Origin of the sequence: Methanoculleus oceani (assembly GCF_023702065.1) — an archaeon.
Lineage (GTDB): Archaea > Halobacteriota > Methanomicrobia > Methanomicrobiales > Methanoculleaceae > Methanoculleus > Methanoculleus oceani.
Window position 1 is genome coordinate 465,739 of sequence record NZ_QFDM01000001.1, and the last position, 19,210, is coordinate 484,948.

22 protein-coding genes are annotated in these 19,210 nt (G+C 63.6%); 13 read left to right on the forward strand and 9 right to left on the reverse strand.

Going from position 1 to position 19,210, the window contains the following annotated elements:
* Positions 1-138: 138 nt before the first annotated feature.
* The 9 genes from DIC75_RS02485 (at position 139) to argB (ending at position 8,005) form a co-directional block, all read left to right on the forward strand.
* On the forward strand, positions 139-840 hold the full coding sequence (locus DIC75_RS02485; protein ID WP_250986428.1) for a hypothetical protein: 702 nt from the start codon (positions 139-141) through the stop codon (positions 838-840).
* Positions 837-1,418, forward strand: coding sequence for a hypothetical protein (locus tag DIC75_RS02490; protein ID WP_250986429.1), 582 nt, complete (start codon positions 837-839; stop codon positions 1,416-1,418). Before DIC75_RS02485 ends, DIC75_RS02490 begins: the two co-directional genes overlap by 4 nt.
* A 4-nt stretch (positions 1,419-1,422) precedes the next feature.
* Positions 1,423-2,526, forward strand: coding sequence for a hypothetical protein (locus tag DIC75_RS02495; RefSeq protein ID WP_250986430.1), 1,104 nt, complete (start codon positions 1,423-1,425; stop codon positions 2,524-2,526).
* Between the two features lie 124 nt (positions 2,527-2,650).
* Positions 2,651-3,469 carry a hypothetical protein gene (locus DIC75_RS02500; protein WP_250986431.1) on the forward strand — a complete coding sequence of 273 codons (819 nt, stop codon included), beginning with the start codon at positions 2,651-2,653 and terminating at the stop codon, positions 3,467-3,469.
* A 107-nt stretch (positions 3,470-3,576) separates the two neighbouring features.
* Positions 3,577-4,482: an ADP-ribosylglycohydrolase family protein gene (locus DIC75_RS02505; protein ID WP_250986432.1), complete on the forward strand. Its 906-nt coding sequence runs from the start codon at positions 3,577-3,579 to the stop codon at positions 4,480-4,482.
* Between the two features lie 26 nt (positions 4,483-4,508).
* Positions 4,509-5,495 (forward strand): N-acetyl-gamma-glutamyl-phosphate reductase, encoded by a 987-nt coding sequence (gene argC, locus DIC75_RS02510; protein ID WP_250986433.1) that lies wholly within the window; start codon positions 4,509-4,511, stop codon positions 5,493-5,495.
* 10 nt (positions 5,496-5,505) lie between these two features.
* Positions 5,506-5,991 (forward strand): CBS domain-containing protein, encoded by a 486-nt coding sequence (locus DIC75_RS02515; RefSeq protein WP_250986434.1) that lies wholly within the window; start codon positions 5,506-5,508, stop codon positions 5,989-5,991.
* A complete protein-coding gene (gene argJ / locus DIC75_RS02520) occupies positions 5,988-7,139 on the forward strand; it encodes a bifunctional ornithine acetyltransferase/N-acetylglutamate synthase (RefSeq protein ID WP_250986435.1) in 1,152 nt (383 codons plus the stop codon). Before DIC75_RS02515 ends, argJ begins: the two co-directional genes overlap by 4 nt.
* Entirely contained in the window at positions 7,136-8,005 is an 870-nt protein-coding gene (gene argB / locus DIC75_RS02525; protein WP_250986436.1) for an acetylglutamate kinase, read from the forward strand. The genes argJ and argB overlap by 4 nt, the downstream gene beginning before the upstream one ends.
* A gap of 69 nt (positions 8,006-8,074) precedes the next feature.
* Here argB and DIC75_RS02530 read toward each other — a convergent pair whose 3' ends face one another.
* Positions 8,075-8,359 carry a chorismate mutase gene (locus tag DIC75_RS02530; RefSeq protein WP_250986437.1) on the reverse strand — a complete coding sequence of 95 codons (285 nt, stop codon included), beginning with the start codon at positions 8,357-8,359 and terminating at the stop codon, positions 8,075-8,077.
* A gap of 94 nt (positions 8,360-8,453) precedes the next feature.
* On the opposite strand from DIC75_RS02530, the gene DIC75_RS02535 reads away from it, so the two are divergent.
* Positions 8,454-9,041 (forward strand): site-2 protease family protein, encoded by a 588-nt coding sequence (locus DIC75_RS02535; protein ID WP_250986438.1) that lies wholly within the window; start codon positions 8,454-8,456, stop codon positions 9,039-9,041.
* Positions 9,042-9,055: 14 nt separating this feature from the next.
* Here the strand turns inward: DIC75_RS02535 and DIC75_RS02540 are convergent, their stop codons facing one another.
* From DIC75_RS02540 to DIC75_RS02565, 6 genes are all read right to left on the reverse strand, one after another.
* Positions 9,056-13,117 (reverse strand): PAS domain S-box protein, encoded by a 4,062-nt coding sequence (locus DIC75_RS02540; protein WP_352151402.1) that lies wholly within the window; start codon positions 13,115-13,117, stop codon positions 9,056-9,058.
* A 219-nt stretch (positions 13,118-13,336) separates the two neighbouring features.
* On the reverse strand, positions 13,337-13,945 hold the full coding sequence (locus DIC75_RS02545) for a flavodoxin family protein (RefSeq protein ID WP_250986440.1): 609 nt from the start codon (positions 13,943-13,945) through the stop codon (positions 13,337-13,339).
* Positions 13,942-14,553, reverse strand: a complete 612-nt coding sequence (locus DIC75_RS02550; protein WP_250986441.1) for a flavodoxin family protein — start codon at positions 14,551-14,553, stop codon at positions 13,942-13,944. Before DIC75_RS02550 ends, DIC75_RS02545 begins: the two co-directional genes overlap by 4 nt.
* Positions 14,554-14,679: 126 nt before the next feature.
* On the reverse strand, positions 14,680-15,030 hold the full coding sequence (locus tag DIC75_RS02555) for a carboxymuconolactone decarboxylase family protein (RefSeq protein ID WP_250986442.1): 351 nt from the start codon (positions 15,028-15,030) through the stop codon (positions 14,680-14,682).
* A 6-nt stretch (positions 15,031-15,036) separates the two neighbouring features.
* Positions 15,037-15,162, reverse strand: coding sequence for a desulfoferrodoxin FeS4 iron-binding domain-containing protein (locus tag DIC75_RS02560; RefSeq protein WP_048183354.1), 126 nt, complete (start codon positions 15,160-15,162; stop codon positions 15,037-15,039).
* Positions 15,163-15,172: 10 nt separating this feature from the next.
* Positions 15,173-15,418, reverse strand: coding sequence for a zinc ribbon-containing protein (locus DIC75_RS02565; RefSeq protein WP_250986443.1), 246 nt, complete (start codon positions 15,416-15,418; stop codon positions 15,173-15,175).
* A gap of 144 nt (positions 15,419-15,562) precedes the next feature.
* Between DIC75_RS02565 and DIC75_RS02570 the strand changes: the two genes are divergently transcribed.
* Positions 15,563-16,153 (forward strand): flavodoxin family protein, encoded by a 591-nt coding sequence (locus DIC75_RS02570; protein ID WP_250986444.1) that lies wholly within the window; start codon positions 15,563-15,565, stop codon positions 16,151-16,153.
* Here DIC75_RS02570 and DIC75_RS02575 read toward each other — a convergent pair.
* Positions 16,145-17,008, reverse strand: a complete 864-nt coding sequence (locus DIC75_RS02575) for a cation diffusion facilitator family transporter (RefSeq protein WP_250986445.1) — start codon at positions 17,006-17,008, stop codon at positions 16,145-16,147. The two genes, DIC75_RS02570 and DIC75_RS02575, sit on opposite strands and share 9 nt — an antisense overlap.
* A 67-nt stretch (positions 17,009-17,075) precedes the next feature.
* Positions 17,076-17,321, reverse strand: coding sequence for a hypothetical protein (locus tag DIC75_RS02580; protein ID WP_250986446.1), 246 nt, complete (start codon positions 17,319-17,321; stop codon positions 17,076-17,078).
* Positions 17,322-17,409: 88 nt separating this feature from the next.
* Between DIC75_RS02580 and DIC75_RS02585 the strand changes: the two genes are divergently transcribed.
* Complete coding sequence (locus DIC75_RS02585) at positions 17,410-17,910, forward strand: rubrerythrin family protein (protein WP_250986447.1); 501 nt, start codon at positions 17,410-17,412, stop codon at positions 17,908-17,910.
* 90 nt (positions 17,911-18,000) lie between these two features.
* Positions 18,001-19,185, forward strand: coding sequence for an FAD-dependent oxidoreductase (locus DIC75_RS02590; protein ID WP_250986448.1), 1,185 nt, complete (start codon positions 18,001-18,003; stop codon positions 19,183-19,185).
* Positions 19,186-19,210: the final 25 nt, after the last annotated feature.

The following is a 19,210-nucleotide window of genomic DNA, read 5'->3' on the forward strand; positions in this document are numbered from 1 at the left end:
GCGAACGAAAACGGAGTTCGCATAGATGGAACCAAAAACCGGAATACAGGCATTCTCTCTGCTCCTGGCACCGCTGCTGGTGAGTGTAGATTTTGTGCTGGCAAGATCGTAGATAGCGATCCTGTAGGGGGTGAAGAAATGGAGAAAAAACGGCAACTCCTGCCGACACTCGTTGTACTTCTGCTGACAGCATCGGTCTGTCCAGGACTTGCTTCTGCGAATCCGGTTGCTGATGAATATAACACAACTGTTGAACGTGCAGAACTTACAGATGACGAATACACCGCGGCCGTTGAATTCCTCAGGTCAAGTGAAAATGTCGTTGATACGCGAGGCTATTTACCAGAGTTCAAAGACGCTCAACACCGTCGTTCATGGTATAACTTTCTGGAGAATCTCACAAGCGACACGTTCGACTCAATAAAACCCTATCTTTACCCGGATGGCCCCATTATCGGTTTTGGATACGATATTGAAGGGTATGTTGAAATCGGTATTGTGGAGGCATATCCTCGGGATAAAGCCAGCGTTGCGGTGGACGAGATATACACGATGCTGAACGAAGAGGCAGAAATACTGGGAGTTGAAGATATCCCCATCAAGATCAGATCTGTCGACCCTGACAGCCTGGAACTTGATGTGCTGATCGATCCGACAGACGGCGAGGCACCACCGGCCGTGCTTGCGGAACCTGCAGATACGACGACGTATCACGGCTCCGGGAGTGCGTTCAGCGTCTTCTATAGCCCTGTGCATCTCGGGTGTGCTCTCGGAGCCGTGATCGTGCTCCTGGTGGGCTACTTCCTCGTCCGGAGGTCCCGCGGGAAGGATGCACCGTGAGTCTGCTCTTCTTTCCGGCCATCGCCTTCGTCCTCGCATGGCCTTTCGCTCTTATAGCCCTGGTCGGGAAACCGGGACAGGAAAAACGGCGTCCGGCGGTTTCGCTCGGGATAGGAATCATGGCGGGGGCGTCCGGCACGATCGCCACGGCTTATGCAGGCGCTCCCGCCAGCCCGCTGGTATCCGGAATAATCCTGCTGTCGATGGTTACGGTCTCGGCATCCACCGTGGCGACGGCGTATTTTCTGTTCAGGAATGTTGCTACGAGCGGCAGGAGGTTGTGTGTTGCAGTCGGGTCGCTTCTTCAGCTGCCGTTCCTGGTTGCCCAGCTCGTGGGTCCCGATAAATTGCCTGGCGCCGCCCCGCCGGTCTTCGCGGAAAAACTGCCCGTTCTCGGCATACTCTTCGATGCTCTCGCAGCAGCAATCGGAACCGCCGGGGAACCCGGGTACCGGGGTTTCTTCTCTCTCGGCCTGCTGGCCGGGCTGTACCTGGAGGTATTCCTCGGTGCAGCGGTCGTCTGCCTGATTGTGGGCATCGTGATGCGCAGTCCGGGTGAAGGTGCAACTGGAGGGTGAAGCGATGACACAGACCCAAAGTAGACTCTGGATCTTCGTGATGGTTGCAATGTTCATTCTGTTGACCGTCGCCGGGTGTCTCGACCGGCCGCTGACGCCGGGCCATCGCGCGCTGGAGGGGGACGTCTGGGTGCTGAAACTGGACGATTCCGGGGACCGGGAATGGTTCACCGTCATCGACAGCGGGAGGTTCGACGAAGCATTCTCCATCGTCGAGGTTCCCGACGGCTACGCGATCGCCGGGTCGGTCTCGGACCTAGGCGAGTTTCATCCGACACCGAGGATTATCCTCCTCGACCAGGAGGGGGCGATAGTATGGGATACGACCTACCCGACGCCGGACGATCGCCGCGGGACGGGGATCGCGTCTGCCGGTGCACGGGGATTCGCCGTCGTGGCTTCCCGCGGCCTCCTCATCCTGACGGATGGGGACGGGAGCGAGCGGCACCGCACGGACCTTGCCGCGGAGGGGGAGTACTGGGCGATCGCACCCTTGGGTGCCGGAGGCTGGATCGCGGCTGGTGACGACCGGGTTTCGAGGATCGACGCTAACGGCAGCGTCACCTTGCAGGAGCCGGCCGGGGGCGTGAGTCCGGGTTCGATCCCGATTATCGTTTCGGACCCGGCGGGAGAGTTCCTCGTCGCCGGGGAAGCAGCAGGGGCGCCCGGAGCCGTAATAGCGGCGAAGTTCGACGACCGCGGTACACCGGTCTGGAACACGACGATCCGGGGCGGTTCCGGGGAGCAATACCTCCTCTCGGCGGCCTGGCAGGACGTGACCGGCGGTTACGGCCTGCTTGCCGGGGTCACGGGTGCGGAGCCGGCGGGAGTTCTGGAGGTCTCGCTCGGCGAGGACGGGAGCATCCTCCGGCGGAACACGATCAACGCCTCCGCTCCGGTGATCTGGACCCCTGGCGGCGGGTACCTCTCGGCGGCCCTTGCCGAAAACAACCACGGCGGTGCCATGCTCCGGGTAGAGAGATTCGATGAAGACGGTGCTACGCGGTGGGCGTCGACACAGCGGCTGGACGAGTACAGCAGGGCCGTAGCCCTCATTCCGACGGCCGATGGCGGATCGGCGGTGCTCGGGATGTACATGAAGTACTGATGCGGGTGAGGGTACCGATTTCTGACGTGGAACCAATCCGGCAGGTCCAATGCGTAGACGCGCGCCACAGAAATCGTTTATAGATGAATGCCGAGATCCCTCTCAACCAATGAGGTGACCGGGTATGCGGGTAATCAAAGTACTCCTGATATTGGCGCTCCTCCTCCCGGCGGGTTCCGCCGCCGCTCCGGCGCCCTCCACCGGGGGCACCACGAACTGGCTCGATACCTTTGACGAGTGGGTCACGCCCCGGGACATGTCGATGTACAATCCGGTCATTGAAACCCCGCAGAGGGTTCCGATCACTGAGGAGATCGCACGGCAGCACCCCGGCCTGATCCTGCTCGATGAGAACGTGACGTTCCCCGACGCCGGATACGTGGTGGCGCCGGGGCTACCGTCCGGCCCTACGGTTGACGTGGTCATGACCGATCCCGTGTACTTCAGCCCGGTCCCGACGGCCGGGGGGATGAACCTCACAAACCTTCCGCCCCTCCGGAAGTACGACCTCGTGACCGCCGACCCGGCGGCGTTCGTCGCCGACGCGGGTTCGGGGGGGCTGGTGACGCTCCGCCTCCCCGGCCGGGAGTTCGTGCTCGGCCTTGAACCGGTGCCGGGCCCCGTTGCAGAAGGTGCCCGGGCCTTCGTCAAGAACGAGTCGGGCACGTTCGCCGCCGCCCTGCCTCAGATGCGGTTCTTCGAGGGAGCCGTCGCCGGCGAGCCCGGGAGTTCCGCTTCGTTCACGGTCGGCGGCGACGTGATCCTCGGGACGGTCCGGTGCGGCGCGACGTCGCTCGTCATCGACCAGGCCGGGACGGTCGAGGTCGGCGGGGAGCAGAAGATCGTGCACGTCATTTACGACGAGCGGGACGTCATATCCGCATGCGGCCTGAGCCGGCTTGCGAGCCTTGCAGGAGGTCTGATCGACGCCATGAGGGCTTGATGGGCCATGTAACGGCTCCCCCGGCTTCTATGCCGCCGGACATCGCCGTTTCCCCCGCGCGCAGAACAACAACCCTTAAGAGGAACCCTTAGAGAGATACTACTCAAATGCTCGATCAGTTCAAGGGCTGTCTCCTCGGGGCCGCCATCGGGGATGCGCTCGGCATGGCGCGGGAGAGCACGCCGCCGGACTTCCAGCGCCTCCACGAGGGATACCGCCGGGCGTGGCGGGGGCACCCGAACGCCGGGCTGAAACCCGGGCAGTTCACCGACGACACCCAGATGATGCTCCTCGTGGCCGGCATGCTCGCCGACGGCACCTACTCGGAGCAGGGGTATGCGGCCGCCCTTGCCCGGATGTACATGAACGAGGAGCTTCGGTTCCCCGACGGTGCCGTGGACGCCGCGTGCCGGCACCTCCTCCTCTCCGGCGAGAGGCCGGGTGGTGTCTCCTCCAACACCGCCGGCTGCACCGGCATCTCCGTCCCGTTCGGCCTCCTCTACGGCGACCCCATCGACGTGACCGAGCGGGTGGTCCAGGCCTGCAGCGTCACTCACACCCACCCGGCGGCGCACGCGGGAGCGGTCACCGTCGCGATGCTCGTCCACTACGCCGTCCGCGGCCGCCCCGACGCTCTCTCCCTTGCCGGGAAGCACGCCGCCCTCGAAGACGTTGCCCTCGGCAACAAGATCCGCGACGCCGTCCGCCTGGCAAACGAGGGGATCAGTCTCGAGAGCGCGTTATCGGTGATAGGCAACGACGTGACCGTCTACCAGACCGTTCCGCTCGCATTCTTCCTGATCAACCGCATCAAGGACGTCATGGCTCTCCTCACCACCGCCGCACACGTCGGGGGGAACACCGACACCATCGCGCTCATCTGCGGGGCCTACGCGGGCGCGACCTACGGGAAAACCGCGTTGCCGCAGGTTCTCCTCGAAGGGCTCGAAGGAAGAGATGAGATCGAGTCGACGGCCGCCCGGCTCTACGAACGATACACCACAAAGCCTTAAGATTCTATAAAAGACACCTCTTTCTTATGGAAATTGCGATTATCGGTGCATCCGGATACACCGGCGGCGAGTTAATGCGGCTCCTGCTGCACCACTCGTCCGCGGAAGTCGTCGCCGCGACGTCCCGGAAGCTGGACGGCACCCCCGTCGCCTCGGTGCACCCCCACCTCCGGGGACTGACCGATCTCGTCTTCCGGAACACCGAAGCCGGCGATATCGATGCCGATTTCGCCTTCCTCGCCGTACCGCACACGGCGGCGATGAAGGTGGCCGGGACGCTGGTGGAACGGGGGATCAGGACCGTCGACCTCTCGGCCGACTACCGGCTCGCGAAGGATGTATACGAGAAGACCTACGGCGTGCCCCACGAGGCCTACTTCGAGGCCCCCTACGGCCTGCCCGAGCTCCACCGCGACGAGGTCAGGGGAGCCACCTTCGTCGCGAACCCCGGGTGTTTCCCGACCGGGGCGACGCTTGCCGCAGCACCGCTCGCGAAACTCGCCCACACCATCATCTACGACTCGAAGACCGGGGTCTCAGGGGCCGGAAACACCCCGTCCGCGACCACCCACTACGGAAACGTCGGCGACAACTTCACCGCCTACAAGTGGACGAGCCACCGCCACCTCGCGGAGATGAAGCAGGAGGCCGCCAGGCTCGGCTCGGACGCCCGGTGCTACTTCACGCCGCACCTCCTCCCGGTGAACCGGGGGATCCTCACGACGGCCCACATCCTCCTCCGCGAGCCGATGGAGCAGGACGAGGTCGAGGCGCTCTACCGGAAGTTCTACGAGAACGAGTTCTTCGTCCGCTACCAGAGACCGACCCTCGCGGCCGTGCGGGGCACGAACTTCTGCGACGTTGCGGTCGAGAGCGAGGGCGACCGTGTTGTCGCGGTCTCCGCGATCGACAACCTGGTCAAGGGCGCAAGCGGCCAGGCGATCCAGAACATGAACCTGATGTGCGGGTTTGCGGAAGACGACGGTCTCCGCAACGCCGGGATGCTCCCCTGAGGTGACGACGATGCTTGTTAAGGATGTTATGACACCGGACCCCGTGACCGTCCGGGTCGACTCACCGGTGCGCGAGGCGGCGGGATTGCTCCGGAAATACCATATCGGCGGCCTCCCCGTGATGGACGGGGAGCGGGTGGCGGGAATCGTCACCGAGACCGATATCCTCTCGCTCCTCGATACCGGCGACCTCTCCGAAGACCTCTGGCTCCCGTCGCCGCTCGAGGTGATCGAGGTCCCGGTCAGGGAGTTCATCAACTGGGAGAAGACGAAGCGTGCACTCACCGATATCGGCGACATGGAGGTCAGGCGGGTGATGAGCAGCCCGGTTATCGCCATCGACGAGGATTCGGATATCGCCGATGCCGCCGCCCAGATGCTCCACGAAGGTATCGCACGCCTCCCGGTGCTCCGCGACGGAAAACTGGTCGGGATCGTCACCCGGGCAGACATCGTCCAGGGCCTCGGGGCGTCTTCCCGGGAGGAAGAGTCGTGAAGAGCATCTGTGCGGTCAGGGGCGTAGCGGCCTCGGGGATCAAGGAGAGGAAGTACGGGCTTGCCCTGATCCGGGCGAGCGGGACCGCGGCCGGCGTCTTCACGTCGAATAAGGTGCGGGCGGCCCCGGTCGAGGTGATGGTGGACCGGATGCGCCGGGGCACCCTCGACGCCATCGTCGTGAACAGCGGGTGCGCGAACGCCTACACCGGCGAGCGGGGATACCGTGATGCCGTCGAGATGTGCGCCGTGGCGGCCGGATCCCTCGACCTCGACCCTGAGTCGGTCGGCGTCGCGAGCACCGGGGTGATCGGGCGCTACCTCGACCTTCCCCTGATCCGGGACCAGTGCGGCCGGGTCGCGCCGCTCCTCGCCCGGAGCGGCGACGCCGAGGACGCGGCGGCGAGGGCGATCATGACCACCGACACCTTCCCAAAACACGCCCTCGTCGAGACGGAGTCGTTTGCCGTCGGCGGGATCACCAAGGGGAGCGGGATGATCGCCCCCAACATGGGGACGATGCTCGCGTTCATCTACACCGACGCGGAGGTCGAGGCCCCGGTTCTCCAGGATATCCTCCGCCAGGCGGCCCGGCGGTCCTTCAACCGGGTCGTGGTCGACGGCGACACGAGCACGAACGACGTGGCCCTCTGCACCGCGACCGGCGCCGCCGGCCGGGTCGACCGTGACGAGCTTGCGAGAGCGGTCGAGGCCGTCTGCCGCGACCTCGCCGTCCAGATCGCCCGCGACGGCGAGGGGGCGACGAAACTCCTCGCGGTCACGGTCCGCGGCGCCGCCGACGAGGACGCTGCCGCCGCCGTGGCGCGGACGATCGTCGCCTCTCCGCTCGTCAAGACCGCCATCTACGGCGAGGACCCGAACTGGGGCCGGGTGGTCGCGGCCGCCGGTAGGGCCGGCGTTGAGTTCGACCCCTACGCGGTCTCTCTCTCTGTCGGCGAGGGCGCCGGACGGACGCCGCTCGTCCTCCGCGGCGAGATCGTCGCGGATCTTTCGAAGGCGAAGGCCGCGATGCACGGTGATACCGTCGCGTTCGACCTCGACCTTGCCGCAGGCGAGGGGAAGGCGACGGCGTGGGGGTGCGACCTCACGGAGAAGTACGTAGAGATCAACGGGAAGTATACGACATGAAACGAGAAGATGTGCTGATGGAGGCACTCCCCTACATCCAGAAGTTCCACGGCAAAACGATCGTGATCAAACTCGGCGGCCACGCGATGGTCGACCAGAACATCCTCGAGACGGTGATCCGGGATGCCGTCCTCCTCCGCTACGTGGGGATGAAGGTCGTCCTGGTCCACGGCGGCGGCCCCGAGATCACCACGAAGATGCAGGCGATGGGCAAAGAGCCGAAGTTCGTCGGGGGGCTGCGGATCACGGACCTCGAGACCCTCGAGATTGCCCAGATGGTCCTCGTGGGCAAGATCAACGATGGAATAGTCTCCCTCATCGCAAACTGCGGCACCCGTGCGGTCGGGATCTCCGGCAACGACGGCAACCTCCTCATCGCCCGGAAGATGGACCCCCAGCGGGTGAAGGTGGGGGAGGTCGTGCAGGAGGTGGATCTCGGCCAGGTCGGCGAGATCGAGGAGGTCGATCCCGAGGTGCTCCACTGCCTCCTCGCCCAGAACTACATCCCGGTGGTGGCCCCGATCGCCATCGACCGGCAGGGCCGGAGCCTGAACATCAACGCCGATACCGCGGCGGCCGAGATCGCGATTGCTCTGGGGGCATTCAAACTGATCAACCTCACAGACGTGGACGGGGTGATGAACCCCGACCGGACGATGGTCTACCACCGGCTGACGCTCCCCGAGGCGGAGGCGATGATCGGTGAAGGGATCATCGCCGGCGGGATGATCCCGAAGCTCGAAGGGTGTATGAAAGCGGTCAGGAACGGTGTTGTAAGCGCCCACGTCGTGAATGGCAACCGGGAGCACAACCTGCTCCTCGAGCTCTTCACCGACGAGGGCGTCGGCACGATGCTCTCCCGATAACCTTTTTTTCAGGTGGTCGTCGCAAAGCGCTCCGGCCGACGCGGCCTCGTGGGGGTTCAGGGACGACCTCTATGGCAGGTTGCCGTCGCCGCTGCATTCCCGCTGCCGCTCTTCGTTCATCTCGATCAGGATCTCAAAGACCCTCCGGACGGCGACCGGGTCGATCCGGCTCTCGACGGCGTAGGTGAAGACCCGGTCGAGGACCATCTTCCGCTGCTCCTCGTCGCGGATGGGAAGACTGTTCTCCTGCTTGAGGCGGGCGATCTGCGCCGCCAGTCTCTGCCGCTTTGCAACAAGGTCGATGATCCGTTCATCTATCTCCCGGACTTCGTTCCTGACGGCATCAAGGGACATACTACATGATTGGCTCCGGCCGGGGAATAAATTTGATGGGTCGGCCCCGGGGGAAGCGAAGGATATTATCGTGCCGGGACAAACCAGGTACCGGATGCTGGAACGAATACCGCCACGCGAGCGCCGGGACCTCCTGATCGCGTGGCTTGCCATCTCGGTCGCCTTCACCCTGCTCTACATCCGGGGCGGGATAGATCCCATCGGGTTCGTCTTCTTCTTCGCCATGTCCCTCGTCACGGTGGGGGTCGCCTTCGTCCTCCACGAACTGGCGCATAAGTTCGCCGCCATGCGCTACGGCTACTGGGCCGAGTTCAAGAAGGACAACCAGATGCTCCTCGTCGCCGTTGTGATGGCAGCGCTCGTCGGAGTCGTCTTTGCGGCACCGGGGGCGACCTACGTCTACGGGAACGCAACACGGACCGAGAACGGGCGGATATCGGCGGCAGGTCCGATCACGAACCTCCTCCTCTGCATACCGTTCGCGGCCCTCATGCTCTTTGGCGGCGGCGGACTCCTCGCTGTCGTGGGCCTTGTCGGGCTCCGGATCAACGCGATGATCGCCGCCTTCAACATGCTCCCGATCAGTGTTCTCGACGGGCGCAAGGTTCTCGCCTGGAACCCTGCCATCTTTGCCGTGCTCATGGCCGCCTCCGCCGGGCTCCTTATCTGGTCGCTCCTCTGAGCCCCTCTCTTTTTTCAGGCCCGTTTCAGGGTGAATCGGAACGCGGCGCCGCATTCCGGCCGGCCCGGCACCCGATCGTCGACCCGGACCCTGCCGCCGTAACGTTCGACGAGCATACGGGTGATGTAGAGGCCGAGGCCCTGGCCGCTCTTGTGGTGTATGCTCTGCCCGAACCGCATGAACACGATCTCCTTCTTTTCGTCGGGAACCCCCGGCCCGGTATCCTCGACCGAGACCAGGACTTCATCGCCGTGCGCCTCGACCCGGATGGCCACCTCGACCGCCGGCCCCCCAAACTTGATGGCGTTCCCGATCAGGTTCGTGAAGACCTCGGGGAGGAGCGCGTCGGCCGTGACCGCAAGATCCGTATCGTCGTAGTGGATCCGACTCCCGGAGAAGGTCCTGATCTCGTCCCGGATCACCCTATCAAGGTCGACCGGCACGAGCGCTGCCGACTCCTGGTGAATCCGGCGGATCGTCGAGACGTTCCTTAAAATCTCGATGCTCTTTCGGATGCTGGCCTGGAGTTTCTGTGCGTAGCCCTTCGTCTCCCCCTCGAGCATATCGACGAGGAGGTCGGTGTAGAGGCCCGAGACGTTCTCGGCGTTCCTGATATCGTGGCTGAGGATATCGAGGTAGAGGTTTGCCACCTGCTCGGCCATCCCGAGCTTCCGGATCAGCATGGTGCGCTCGATGGAGGTGCCGACCTCCCTCCCGATGACCGTAAGGAGGGAGCGGTCGGCGTCGGTGAACGGGCTGCCGCTCCCGGACACCACGTTCAGGGCCCCGATGACCCTCCCGTGCGCCATAATCGGAATGCTGGCGCACGGGTGCGGTGTTCCTTCGCTCTCCCCCGGGTAGCGGAGATCGGGGTAGTCGTCGAAGAAGCGGGTCTCCCCTGCCACCAGCACCCCCGTGTAGGGCTGCTCGGTGATGTCCGGGATGCATGGCTGCGCAGGAAAGCCCTCCGGGAGGCCCTGCGTGCAGACGAGCCGTGCTCTCTGCCTTCCCGGCTCGATCAGGTAGATGCCGCCGCCCGAGAGATCGAGAAGGTCGAGGGTTACCGCGAGCACCCTCTCCAGGGCTTCATCGATGTCCGTCGCGGACGCCGATGCGCCGATGATCCGGTTCAAGACCGAGAGCTCGCGGTTATGGGCCTGGATCTCTGCCTCGGCCTGTTTCTGGCTGGTGATGTCGGTGAGCGAGGCCGCGATGCAGATGGGAATTCCGTCGCTGTTCCTGACCAGGTTTCCGGAGAACATGGTATAGAATATCGTTCCATTCCGCCTCCTGCCGATCCGCTCGCCGGTGTGCCTGCCGGTGTGGACGACTTTCCGGAACGTATTCAGGGCGTCCTCCTCGTCCTCCCAGAGTTCTTTGACCGGCCTCCCGATCACCTCGGCGGGGGAGCCGTAGCCCCACATGGAGAGGAATGCCTGGTTGACGTAGGTCAGGCGGCCGTCGAGATCGGCGATGGTGAACGCGCTTGATGACGATGCTATCGCCATCTCCCGGATCCGGAGCTCCTGCTCGGCCTGCTTCCGTTCGGTGATGTCGACCCCCGATCCCATCGTGCAGATCCGCCTGCCCGCTTCGTCGGTGACGATGGAGAGGGCAAGCTGCATGGGGAAGGTCGATCCGTCTTTTCGCCGCGCTTTCACCTCACCGGACCAGGCGCCGTTCCGGAGGAAATCCTTTCTGACCCGGTTCATCTCCTCCCGGTCGGCCCAGAGCACCGAGATCGGGTGCCCGACGATCTCCTCCTGCTCCCACCCGTGCATGGCGAGGAAAGCGCGGTTGACGTAGATGACCTTCATGTCGAGATCGGAGAGAGAGATGCCTTCGCGTGCCGAGGCTATCGCCATATCCTTGATCCGGAGTTCGAGCTCGGCACGTTTCTGCTCGGTGATGTCGCGGATGGAGCAGAGTGTCCCGGTGACGTTCCCGTGCTCGTCATTCAGGGTGCTGACGGTCATATCGACGAACATGGTCTCTCCATCCCTCTTCCTGTGGACGGTGACGCCGCGCCAGAACCCGGACGCCCGGAGGGCATCCTGTGCCTCCCGTTTTTCTTCCGGGCCAATCCACTGGTTGGTGAAGAGTTCCGCCTCAGGCCGACCGAGGCCCTCGCCTGAAGGAACGCCGTAGAGCTTTTCTGCGGCCCGGTTCATGTAGGTGATCCGCCTCTCCGTGTCGGCCGCGATAACGGCATCCTCCACCTGCGAGAGCACCCGGGCCTGAAACCGGAGCCGCTCTTCCGTCCGCTTCCGGCCGGTGACGTCGCGGCTGATCCCGAGCAGGCGCCGGACGGTGCCGTCGCTTTCCGCCATCGGGATGAGACGCGCCTCAAGCCAGATGCCCCCATCGTCCCCGGGTATCAGGGTCTCCTCGGTGAGGATCTCCCCGGGTGACTCCGCTGCAGTCCGGATCATCGTGAGCCATCGATCCGCAACGACAGGCGGAAACAGTTCCCCGATGTTCTTCCCCCGGAGACTCTTCAGTTCCGTGCCGAGCAGGCGGGTGCCGGCACTGTTCACGTAGAGGACATCCCCTTCTACGTTGATGAGGAAGATGACATCCGGTGCCAGCTCCGCAAGCATCCGGTAGCGCTCCTCGCTCTCCCGGAGCGCCTGCGCCATGCGTCGCTCCTCGGTGATATCGACGGCGGTAGCAAGGATGCAGACCGGGTTTCCGGATTCGTCGGTGACGATGTTCGCGGTCACGTGGGCAATAAACTCCGTTCCATCGGCCCTGCGGCCGACCAGTTCTCCGGTAGACCTGCCCCGCTCCGCAAACGCTGCAAGAACTCTCGCGACCTTCCCCTGGTCTACCCAGAACTCCGTGAGATGCCGCCCGAGGACCCTGTCGGAGTCGGTGACCCCGCCCATCGCGAGCAGCGCCCGGTTGGCGTACGTGATGTACCCGTCGAGGTCGGCGATGGCGATAGCGGCAAACGACGACTCGATTGCCATCCCCCGGATCAGGAGTTCTTTCTCCGCCTGCTTACGCTCCGTAATATCGGAATGTGTCCCCGCGATCCTGAGCGGTTTCCCGTCGCCGTCGCGGCGGACCACCCGGAGCCGGTCGAGGATGTAGACCCACTCCCCTGATGCCGACCCCATCCGGAACTCCATCTCACAGTGATCGCGTTTTCCGGCGGCCATATCGGTGAGAACTGCCTCCACGCGGCCGCGGTCCTCCGGGTGGACGAGTGAGAGGATCGCAGGAAGCGTGGGCACGAATGCTTTCGGCTCGTAGCCGAGCATTGTGAAGGTCCGCTGACTGTAAAAGATCGTGCCGGTTCTGACGTCCCAGTCGACCAGCCCCTCGTTTGTCGCCGAGAGTGCGAGGTTCAACCGTTCTTCGCTCTCCTGCAGCGCCCGCTCCGCACGCCTCTGCTCGGTCACGTCGACGAGCGACATCACCGAGCGGGCCGTCCCCGGGATCAGGCCGATGGTGACCTCGACGGTGTGAAGGGTGCCGTAACAATCGATGAACGTGAAGGAGTAGTTCTTCGGCGCAGCCCCGGGAGCCCTCCGCCGGAGGGCGTGGTACCCCATGAGCCGCCGCTGGTCGTCTGCATCGGCAATGAAATCAATCAGCCGCTTTTTGCCGACGATCTCGGCGCGCGAGCACCCGGAGAGCCGCTCGAACTCCGTGTTCGCCACTGAGATGGTGCCGTCGCCCTCGATGAGGATCGTCGCCGTCCCGGTGTACTCGACGATCGCCTCGTAATCCCCGACGTCCGGGGCTTCCCGGAGCCGGAGCACCCACCCCTTTCCGGACGGCGTCCTCCTGCCCGAGCAGCGATACCGCCGCTCTCCGCCCGGTCCCGGGAGCCGGCACTCGAACTCCGGGAGCCTGTCCCCGTCCGCAAGATTGCTCATCGCCCCGAGCGCTTCGACGATCTGTCCGGGTTCGCTCCCGGGCACTCCGAGGATCCGGCGGCAGGCTGTGTTTGCCCAGATTATGCCGTCGCCCTCGTCGACCACGAGAACCGCATCTTCCAAACACTCGAGTATCCGGTAGTCCGGCTGCGCGCCGTATGAGTGTCCTGGAGGCTCGGCGGAGGTCACGTATAGGTCCTTCTGCGGTCCTGAAAAGCATCCTTAAGGTGCTTACTGAAGATGGAGGTTATCAAAACATATTAATTTGTTCCGGTTTGTTGGCCGGGGGGAAAACAATTGTTCTGTTCAGCCGGCCCCTGGTAACGATGTTCCCGCCCGAAACGGCGATCCAGGAAATATTTTTCACCCCTGCATCCCGGGCCGGCCTGGCACGGCTGAGAATCAGGCTTACGTCTGCGTTTTCCGGAGGAGGCCGACCACATTCCGCCCTTTCTCCCGCCCCTCAGCGAGTGCGGTGGGGTGGCCCGCAATCCCGCCGTAGCGGTCCATGTCGTTTGCGATCACGTTGTCCCAGTACTCAAAACCGGTGGTGTTGAAGAAGGCAGTGAGCGCCGGAAACGCCGCGTCGAAGACGTTCTCCCACCCGAGCCCCGCAGTCGAGACGAAGATACCCTTATGGCGGCGGATATGATCGGTCGTGTAATAGAGATCCTTTTTGATGAACTTGCGCGCCCAGAGATACTGCGCCCGGTCGATCAGCCCTTTCGCCTCCGCCGTGATTCCCATCGAGTAGATCGGGGACGCGACAACAAGGACGTCGGCGGCGGCGATCTTCTCAAACACCTCCGTGAGATCGTCTTTTATGACGCAGACCCCTGTTTTGTGGCAGGCGTTGCACCCCCGGCACGAGGCGTAATCGAGCGGCCGGAGGACGACTTTCTCCACATCGGCCCCCGCCTCCCGGGCGCCCTCGAGCACGGCGTCGAGCAGGGTCTCGGTGTTCCCGTGCCGCCGGGGGCTGCCGGAGATGCCGAGGACTCTTACCGGTTCGGTCATGCCGCCCGGAGCTCCTGCAGTCGTGCGACGACTTCTTTTGCCAGATTCTCTGCGTCGGCTCTCGCGGTGGGGTGGCGGTCGATCGCGCCTTTCTCGTCGACGCCGTTCACCATCAGGTACCTGAGATCTCTGTTTCCGATCTCGACGACGTGGAAGAAGCACTTCACCGACGGGATTGCCGCGTCGAAGACGTAATCCCAGTTCTGTCCGGCTGTCGCGAGGAAGATGCCCATCCGTTTTCCCTTCCGCTCGGGCGGGACGACCGGGAGGCGGAGGACGTACTTCCGGGAGCGGAAGACCTGGGCCCGGTCGACCAGCGCCTTCGCCTGCGCGGCGAGCCCCATGCAGTAGATGGGAGACGCGAGAATGATGCAGTCGGCCGCGACGATCCGGTCGTGGACGTAGTCCATGTAGTCCCGCTGGACGCACCGGTTGAGCGTCTCACAGAGGTTGCACCCGCGGCAGGGCCTGATATCCACCTCGGGGACGACGATCTTCTCGACCGCGGCCCCTTTCTCCTCCATCGCCGCGAGCACCCAGTCGAGGAGGGTCTCGGAGTTGCCGTGGCGGCGGGGAGAGGTCGAAAACGCGAGGACGTCAAGGGTCATACAAGGAGTATTGTCCGGCCGGAGGCAAAAAAAGTGCCGGGTTTAGATTTCCTTGAAGCAGAGGTACCAGTCTTTGCACTCGTAGCCTGCCTTCATCCTCTTCCCGATCTCTTCAGGCTCCATGACTCACTTCCGCGGGCGGTTGCCCAGGTACTCCTCGAGGGCGGTCTTGCCGTGGACGTAGGCCGGCATCCCCGCGAGCAGGAACGCGACCCGGAGCCCCTCCTCAATCTCCTCCTTCGATACGCCGAGGTTCCCGGCACCGGCCATCTGCGCCCGGACAGCGTGTCCGTCCCGGAGGGCGGCGGCAATCGCGATCGCGATGATCTTCTTCGTCTGCTTCGAGAGGGCGCCGTCGGCCCAGATCATCTGGTCAAGCCCCATGACGCTGGCGTAGAGGTCGGGGTCCGTCTCCTTGAGTTCCTTGAAGATCACGGGAACCTTCCCTATCTTCTCTTCCAGGTGCTTCTCTTCCATCGCAGCTCACTCCTCGAGCACCATCGGTTCGCCGCAGCAGACCAGTTCGCCGCCGCCGGCTTCCAGCACCTGGACCACGTTTCCGCAGATCTCGCAGTGGTAGACCTGCCCTTTTGCCGATACATTCACCATTCTTCTCACCTCAGTGGTTCTCCGGTTTCTTCTTCCTCTCGGGAGGATGCAGGACATCCTCCGGCGTTTTGATATCGGGTCTGATATGAGTCATCGGGAAGCAGTTGTACATCTCACAGGCGCAGGTCGGACATTTGACGAGGTCCGCATCGGTGCTGTCGATCCGGACTTCCCGGCCGCAGTCGATGCAGATGAACCGGCCGGGACCCGGCTTCTCACCGGCTTTCGCTGTCTTTTTGGGTTCTGATTCGGCCATAGAAATTCACCAGGCGGTAATAGCCTCACAAGGTATTTAGTAGTTCCCTCCCCGGATGATACCGGATCGCCCCCGTTATCCGCCTAACCGTGTCCGCGCCGCATGGCCGCATCCTATTAATAGGGTCGTGCGCAACCCTGCACCATGCCAAAGAAGGTTATCGCGCTGCTCGGGAGTCCTGTCCTCGACGGGAACACCGCCCGCCTCCTCGACGAGGCCATACGGGGCGCAAAGGAGGCCGGGTGCGAGGTCGAGAAACTTGAGGTCGCGCACATGGACGTTCTGCCCTGCATGGAGTTCTTTCAGTGCATGGGGAGCGAAACCTGCCTGATCCAGGATGAGATGGAGGGGATCTTTCGGAAGTTCCGGGAGCTGGACGGCCTGATCGTCGCGACCCCGGTGATGACGATGGGCGTCCCCGGGAGGCTCAAATCCTTCATCGACCGGTTCCAGGTCTTTTACATGGCAAAATACCACCGGGGCCGGTCGCTTATCTCTCCTGAACACCGGAAAAAACGCAAGATGCTCTTTATATCGATCGCGGGGATGAATATACCGAACGTCTTTGACGGGATCAGGATGACCATGCAGGCGTTCGGGGAGATTATCGACTGCCCCCTCTGGGACGAGGTGCTCCAGAACGACATGGACACAATCAGGGACATCCGGACGCGGCCGGAGATGATGGAGGCGGCATACCGGAAGGGCTACGAACTCGGAAAACTGTTAGGGTGATTCTTCGGGCTCGATGTGGACGACGACCTCGGCGAGCCCCGGCACCGTCTCTTTGAGTCGCCGCTCGACCTCGTCGGAGATCTCGTGGGCCCGGGAGACCGGGAGGGCAGGGTCGACGGTGATGTGGATGTCGGCAAGGATCTCGTCCGGTTTTCCCCGGCACCGGAAGTCGTGGTACCCGGTCACCCCCGGGACGTCCATCACCACTGCCCGGATGAGTTCCATGTCGCAGGGGAGGTTCATTGTGTCGGTGAGAACCCGGGCGGCGTCGTAGAGAACCCTGATCCCCATCCTCGCGATGAGGAGGCCGATGGCAAACGCGATGATAGGGTCGGCCTCGGGGTAGCCGAGCCTGACGGCGAGAAACCCCCCGAGGACGGCCAGCGAGACGAAGACGTCGCTTCGGGTGTGCTGGGAATCGGCAACCAGGATCTGGCTCCGGTACTCCTCGCCCTTCCTCCGCTCGTAGGTGGAGACGGCGAGGTTAACGACGAGCGTCCCGACCATGACGCCGACGGTGACCGCGGTGATATCAGGGACGACGGGTTCGACGAGCCGCCGGTAGCCTTCGTAGAGGATCCCGGCGGCGGTCAGGAGGAGCATCGCCCCGATGACCAGGGTGCCGAGCGTCTCGATCTTGCCGTGGCCGTAGGGATGCTCCGGGTCAGGGGGTCTCCCGGCGAAGTAGAGGGCGACTATGCCGACGACGTTCGAGAAGGAGTCGAACCCCGAGTGGAAAGCGTCCGCTACCATGCTCACCGACCCGGCGAGGAGACCGAAGACCGCTTTTGCGAGTGCGACGGAGAGGTTTAAGGCGAGGACAAAGATGAAGATCCGCTGCACCCGGCTTCGCACCTTCGGTGCTCGCGCTCCTGCCGTTTCGGCAGTCGTGATTCGCGCCTTCGGTGCTTGCGCTCCGGCTCTACGAACCATCGCGACCCACACCTCCGGTGCTCGCGCTCCGGCTCGAAGCCTGGTGGCTTCTCAAGCTCCGGACGCTGTCCGTCGCACCCTTCCGTCCGTCGCACTCGAAGACCGAAGGTCTTCTCAAGCTCCGGGCGTTCCGCCCGTCGCACCCTTCGGCCCGTCGCACTCGAAGACCTTCGGTCTTCTCGAGCTCCGGGCGTTCGCACCTAACGATGCTCACGCCCGTCGCATCCTCCTCCATGCGGCAGGTGGTGGTGCTCCGGCGGGATAGCGTTTCCGGGGGGAAGAAGGTGAAAGATTTAATAAGGGCGTCCCGCAATGATTCATCCATGCCGACTGATGAGAACGCTCAGAATGCGTACGCCGGGGAGTCCCAGGCGAACAGGAAGTACTCGGTCTTTGCAGAGAAGGCAGCCGCCGAGGGGTATCCGACCGTGGCAAAACTCTTCCGGGCGGCGAGTGAAGCTGAAGCCGTCCACGCAAAACGTCTCCTCTTCATCATGAACGCCGTCGGGAGCACCGAGGAGAACCTCAAAGGTGCAATGGAAGGAGAGAACTACGAGTTCATGGAGATGTATCCGGCGTTCATCGCCGAGGCAAAGGAGGAGCGGAAGAACGAGGCTTCGATCGTTTTTACCCACGCGATGAAGGCGGAAGAGGTGCACGCGAACCTCTACCTCCAGGCGCTTGAGGCCGTCCGGGAGGGAAAAGACCTCGATACGGAGAAGGTCTACCTCTGTCCGGTCTGCGGCAACGTCGAACTCGGGACGGCGCCGGAGAAGTGTCCGATCTGCGGGGTTCCTGCGCGGATGTTCCGCGAAATTCAATAATCTCACTTTTTGGTCCGGCGCAGCCGTGCCCGGGTTTGGCGAACCACCTACCCTCACAAGTTAAATAGGGCTCCTGAGATACTCAACCCCATGGCAGGCGTGAAGGTCTACACGACGGAGAACTGCCCCTACTGCCGGATGGTCCAGGCGTTCCTCAAGAAGAACGGCGTCGAATACGAGATCGTCGACGTCGGGAAGGATCGCGAGGCGGCCCGGGAGATGATCCGGGTCTCGGGGCAGCGGGGGGTGCCGGTCACGATCTCCGGCGACGAGATGGTCGTCGGATTCGATGCAAAGAGGCTCCGGGAGCTCTTCGGGACGCCGGTGACGGATGAGATCGACGATGTGGTCGTCGTGGGCGCCGGGCCGGCCGGGATGACGGCTGCGGTCTACTGTGGCAGGAAACTCATGAAGACCGTCGTCGTCTCGGAGAACATCGGCGGTCAGGCGGCCTGGAGCTGGGCGATCGAGAACTACATGGGCTTTCGGGTGATCACGGGAGAGGACCTCGTCGGAAAGTTCGAGGAGCAGGTCCGGGGGCTTAACGTCAGTCTCGAACTCGACAGCGTCGGGAGCATCGAAAAAGAGGGGGACGTCTTCCTCGTCCGGACGGCCTCCGGGAACACGTACCACTGCCGGACGGTCATCCTTGCTTCCGGAAAGCAGCCCCGCACCCTGGAGCTCCCGGGTGAGGACCGGCTGATGGGGAGAGGGGTCTCCGTCTGCTCGACCTGCGACGCCCCGTTCTTCCACGGCAGGCCGGTCGCCGTCGTCGGCGGGGGGAACGCGGCGATCCAGACCGCCATCGAGTTGACCAGGATCGCGAGTTCCGTGGCCCTGATAGTCCGGAGCACCCTCCGGTGCGATGAGATCTACGTTCCCCGGGCAGAGGAGGTGGGCGTGCGGATCTTCCTCCACCACGAGGTGACGCAACTCCACGGCGACCAGAATCTGACCGGGATCACTATCCGCGACCGCCAGACCGGGAAGGAGACGGTCCTCGACGTGGAAGGACTCTTTCTCGCGATCGGGCTCGTGCCGAATACGGGGTTCCTCGGGGACCTGGTGAAGCTGAATGAGCTCGGCGAGATCGATATCGACGAGAACGGCCACACGAGTGTTCCCGGGATCTTCGCGGCCGGGGACGCGACCTGCGTCAAGGCCAAGCAGATCATCGTCGCCGCCGGTGATGGGGCGAAGGCGGCGCTCGAGGCGCACGAGTATTTCGAGCGTCTCATGAGCAAGCAGGCGAAAGAGCGGGTCGCCGCCACGTGAGGCCGGCGCTGCCTGCATCCGGACG

What these genes read in the sequence shown, in the direction of transcription:
- DIC75_RS02565 (WP_250986443.1), bottom strand. Translation starts at nt 15,418, where the DNA reads ATGGCCGAATCAGAACCCAAAAAGACAGCGAAAGCCGGTGAGAAGCCG.
- DIC75_RS02495 (WP_250986430.1), top strand. Translation starts at nt 1,423, where the DNA reads ATGACACAGACCCAAAGTAGACTCTGGATCTTCGTGATGGTTGCAATG.
- DIC75_RS02545 (WP_250986440.1), bottom strand. Translation starts at nt 13,945, where the DNA reads ATGACCGAACCGGTAAGAGTCCTCGGCATCTCCGGCAGCCCCCGGCGG.
- DIC75_RS02580 (WP_250986446.1), bottom strand. Translation starts at nt 17,321, where the DNA reads ATGGAGGAGGATGCGACGGGCGTGAGCATCGTTAGGTGCGAACGCCCG.
- DIC75_RS02485 (WP_250986428.1), top strand. Translation starts at nt 139, where the DNA reads ATGGAGAAAAAACGGCAACTCCTGCCGACACTCGTTGTACTTCTGCTG.
- argC (WP_250986433.1), top strand. Translation starts at nt 4,509, where the DNA reads ATGGAAATTGCGATTATCGGTGCATCCGGATACACCGGCGGCGAGTTA.
- DIC75_RS02515 (WP_250986434.1), top strand. Translation starts at nt 5,506, where the DNA reads ATGCTTGTTAAGGATGTTATGACACCGGACCCCGTGACCGTCCGGGTC.
- DIC75_RS02550 (WP_250986441.1), bottom strand. Translation starts at nt 14,553, where the DNA reads ATGACCCTTGACGTCCTCGCGTTTTCGACCTCTCCCCGCCGCCACGGC.
- DIC75_RS02570 (WP_250986444.1), top strand. Translation starts at nt 15,563, where the DNA reads ATGCCAAAGAAGGTTATCGCGCTGCTCGGGAGTCCTGTCCTCGACGGG.
- DIC75_RS02585 (WP_250986447.1), top strand. Translation starts at nt 17,410, where the DNA reads ATGCCGACTGATGAGAACGCTCAGAATGCGTACGCCGGGGAGTCCCAG.
- DIC75_RS02590 (WP_250986448.1), top strand. Translation starts at nt 18,001, where the DNA reads ATGGCAGGCGTGAAGGTCTACACGACGGAGAACTGCCCCTACTGCCGG.
- DIC75_RS02560 (WP_048183354.1), bottom strand. Translation starts at nt 15,162, where the DNA reads ATGGTGAATGTATCGGCAAAAGGGCAGGTCTACCACTGCGAGATCTGC.
- DIC75_RS02505 (WP_250986432.1), top strand. Translation starts at nt 3,577, where the DNA reads ATGCTCGATCAGTTCAAGGGCTGTCTCCTCGGGGCCGCCATCGGGGAT.
- DIC75_RS02535 (WP_250986438.1), top strand. Translation starts at nt 8,454, where the DNA reads ATGCTGGAACGAATACCGCCACGCGAGCGCCGGGACCTCCTGATCGCG.
- DIC75_RS02500 (WP_250986431.1), top strand. Translation starts at nt 2,651, where the DNA reads ATGCGGGTAATCAAAGTACTCCTGATATTGGCGCTCCTCCTCCCGGCG.
- argB (WP_250986436.1), top strand. Translation starts at nt 7,136, where the DNA reads ATGAAACGAGAAGATGTGCTGATGGAGGCACTCCCCTACATCCAGAAG.
- DIC75_RS02530 (WP_250986437.1), bottom strand. Translation starts at nt 8,359, where the DNA reads ATGTCCCTTGATGCCGTCAGGAACGAAGTCCGGGAGATAGATGAACGG.
- DIC75_RS02555 (WP_250986442.1), bottom strand. Translation starts at nt 15,030, where the DNA reads ATGGAAGAGAAGCACCTGGAAGAGAAGATAGGGAAGGTTCCCGTGATC.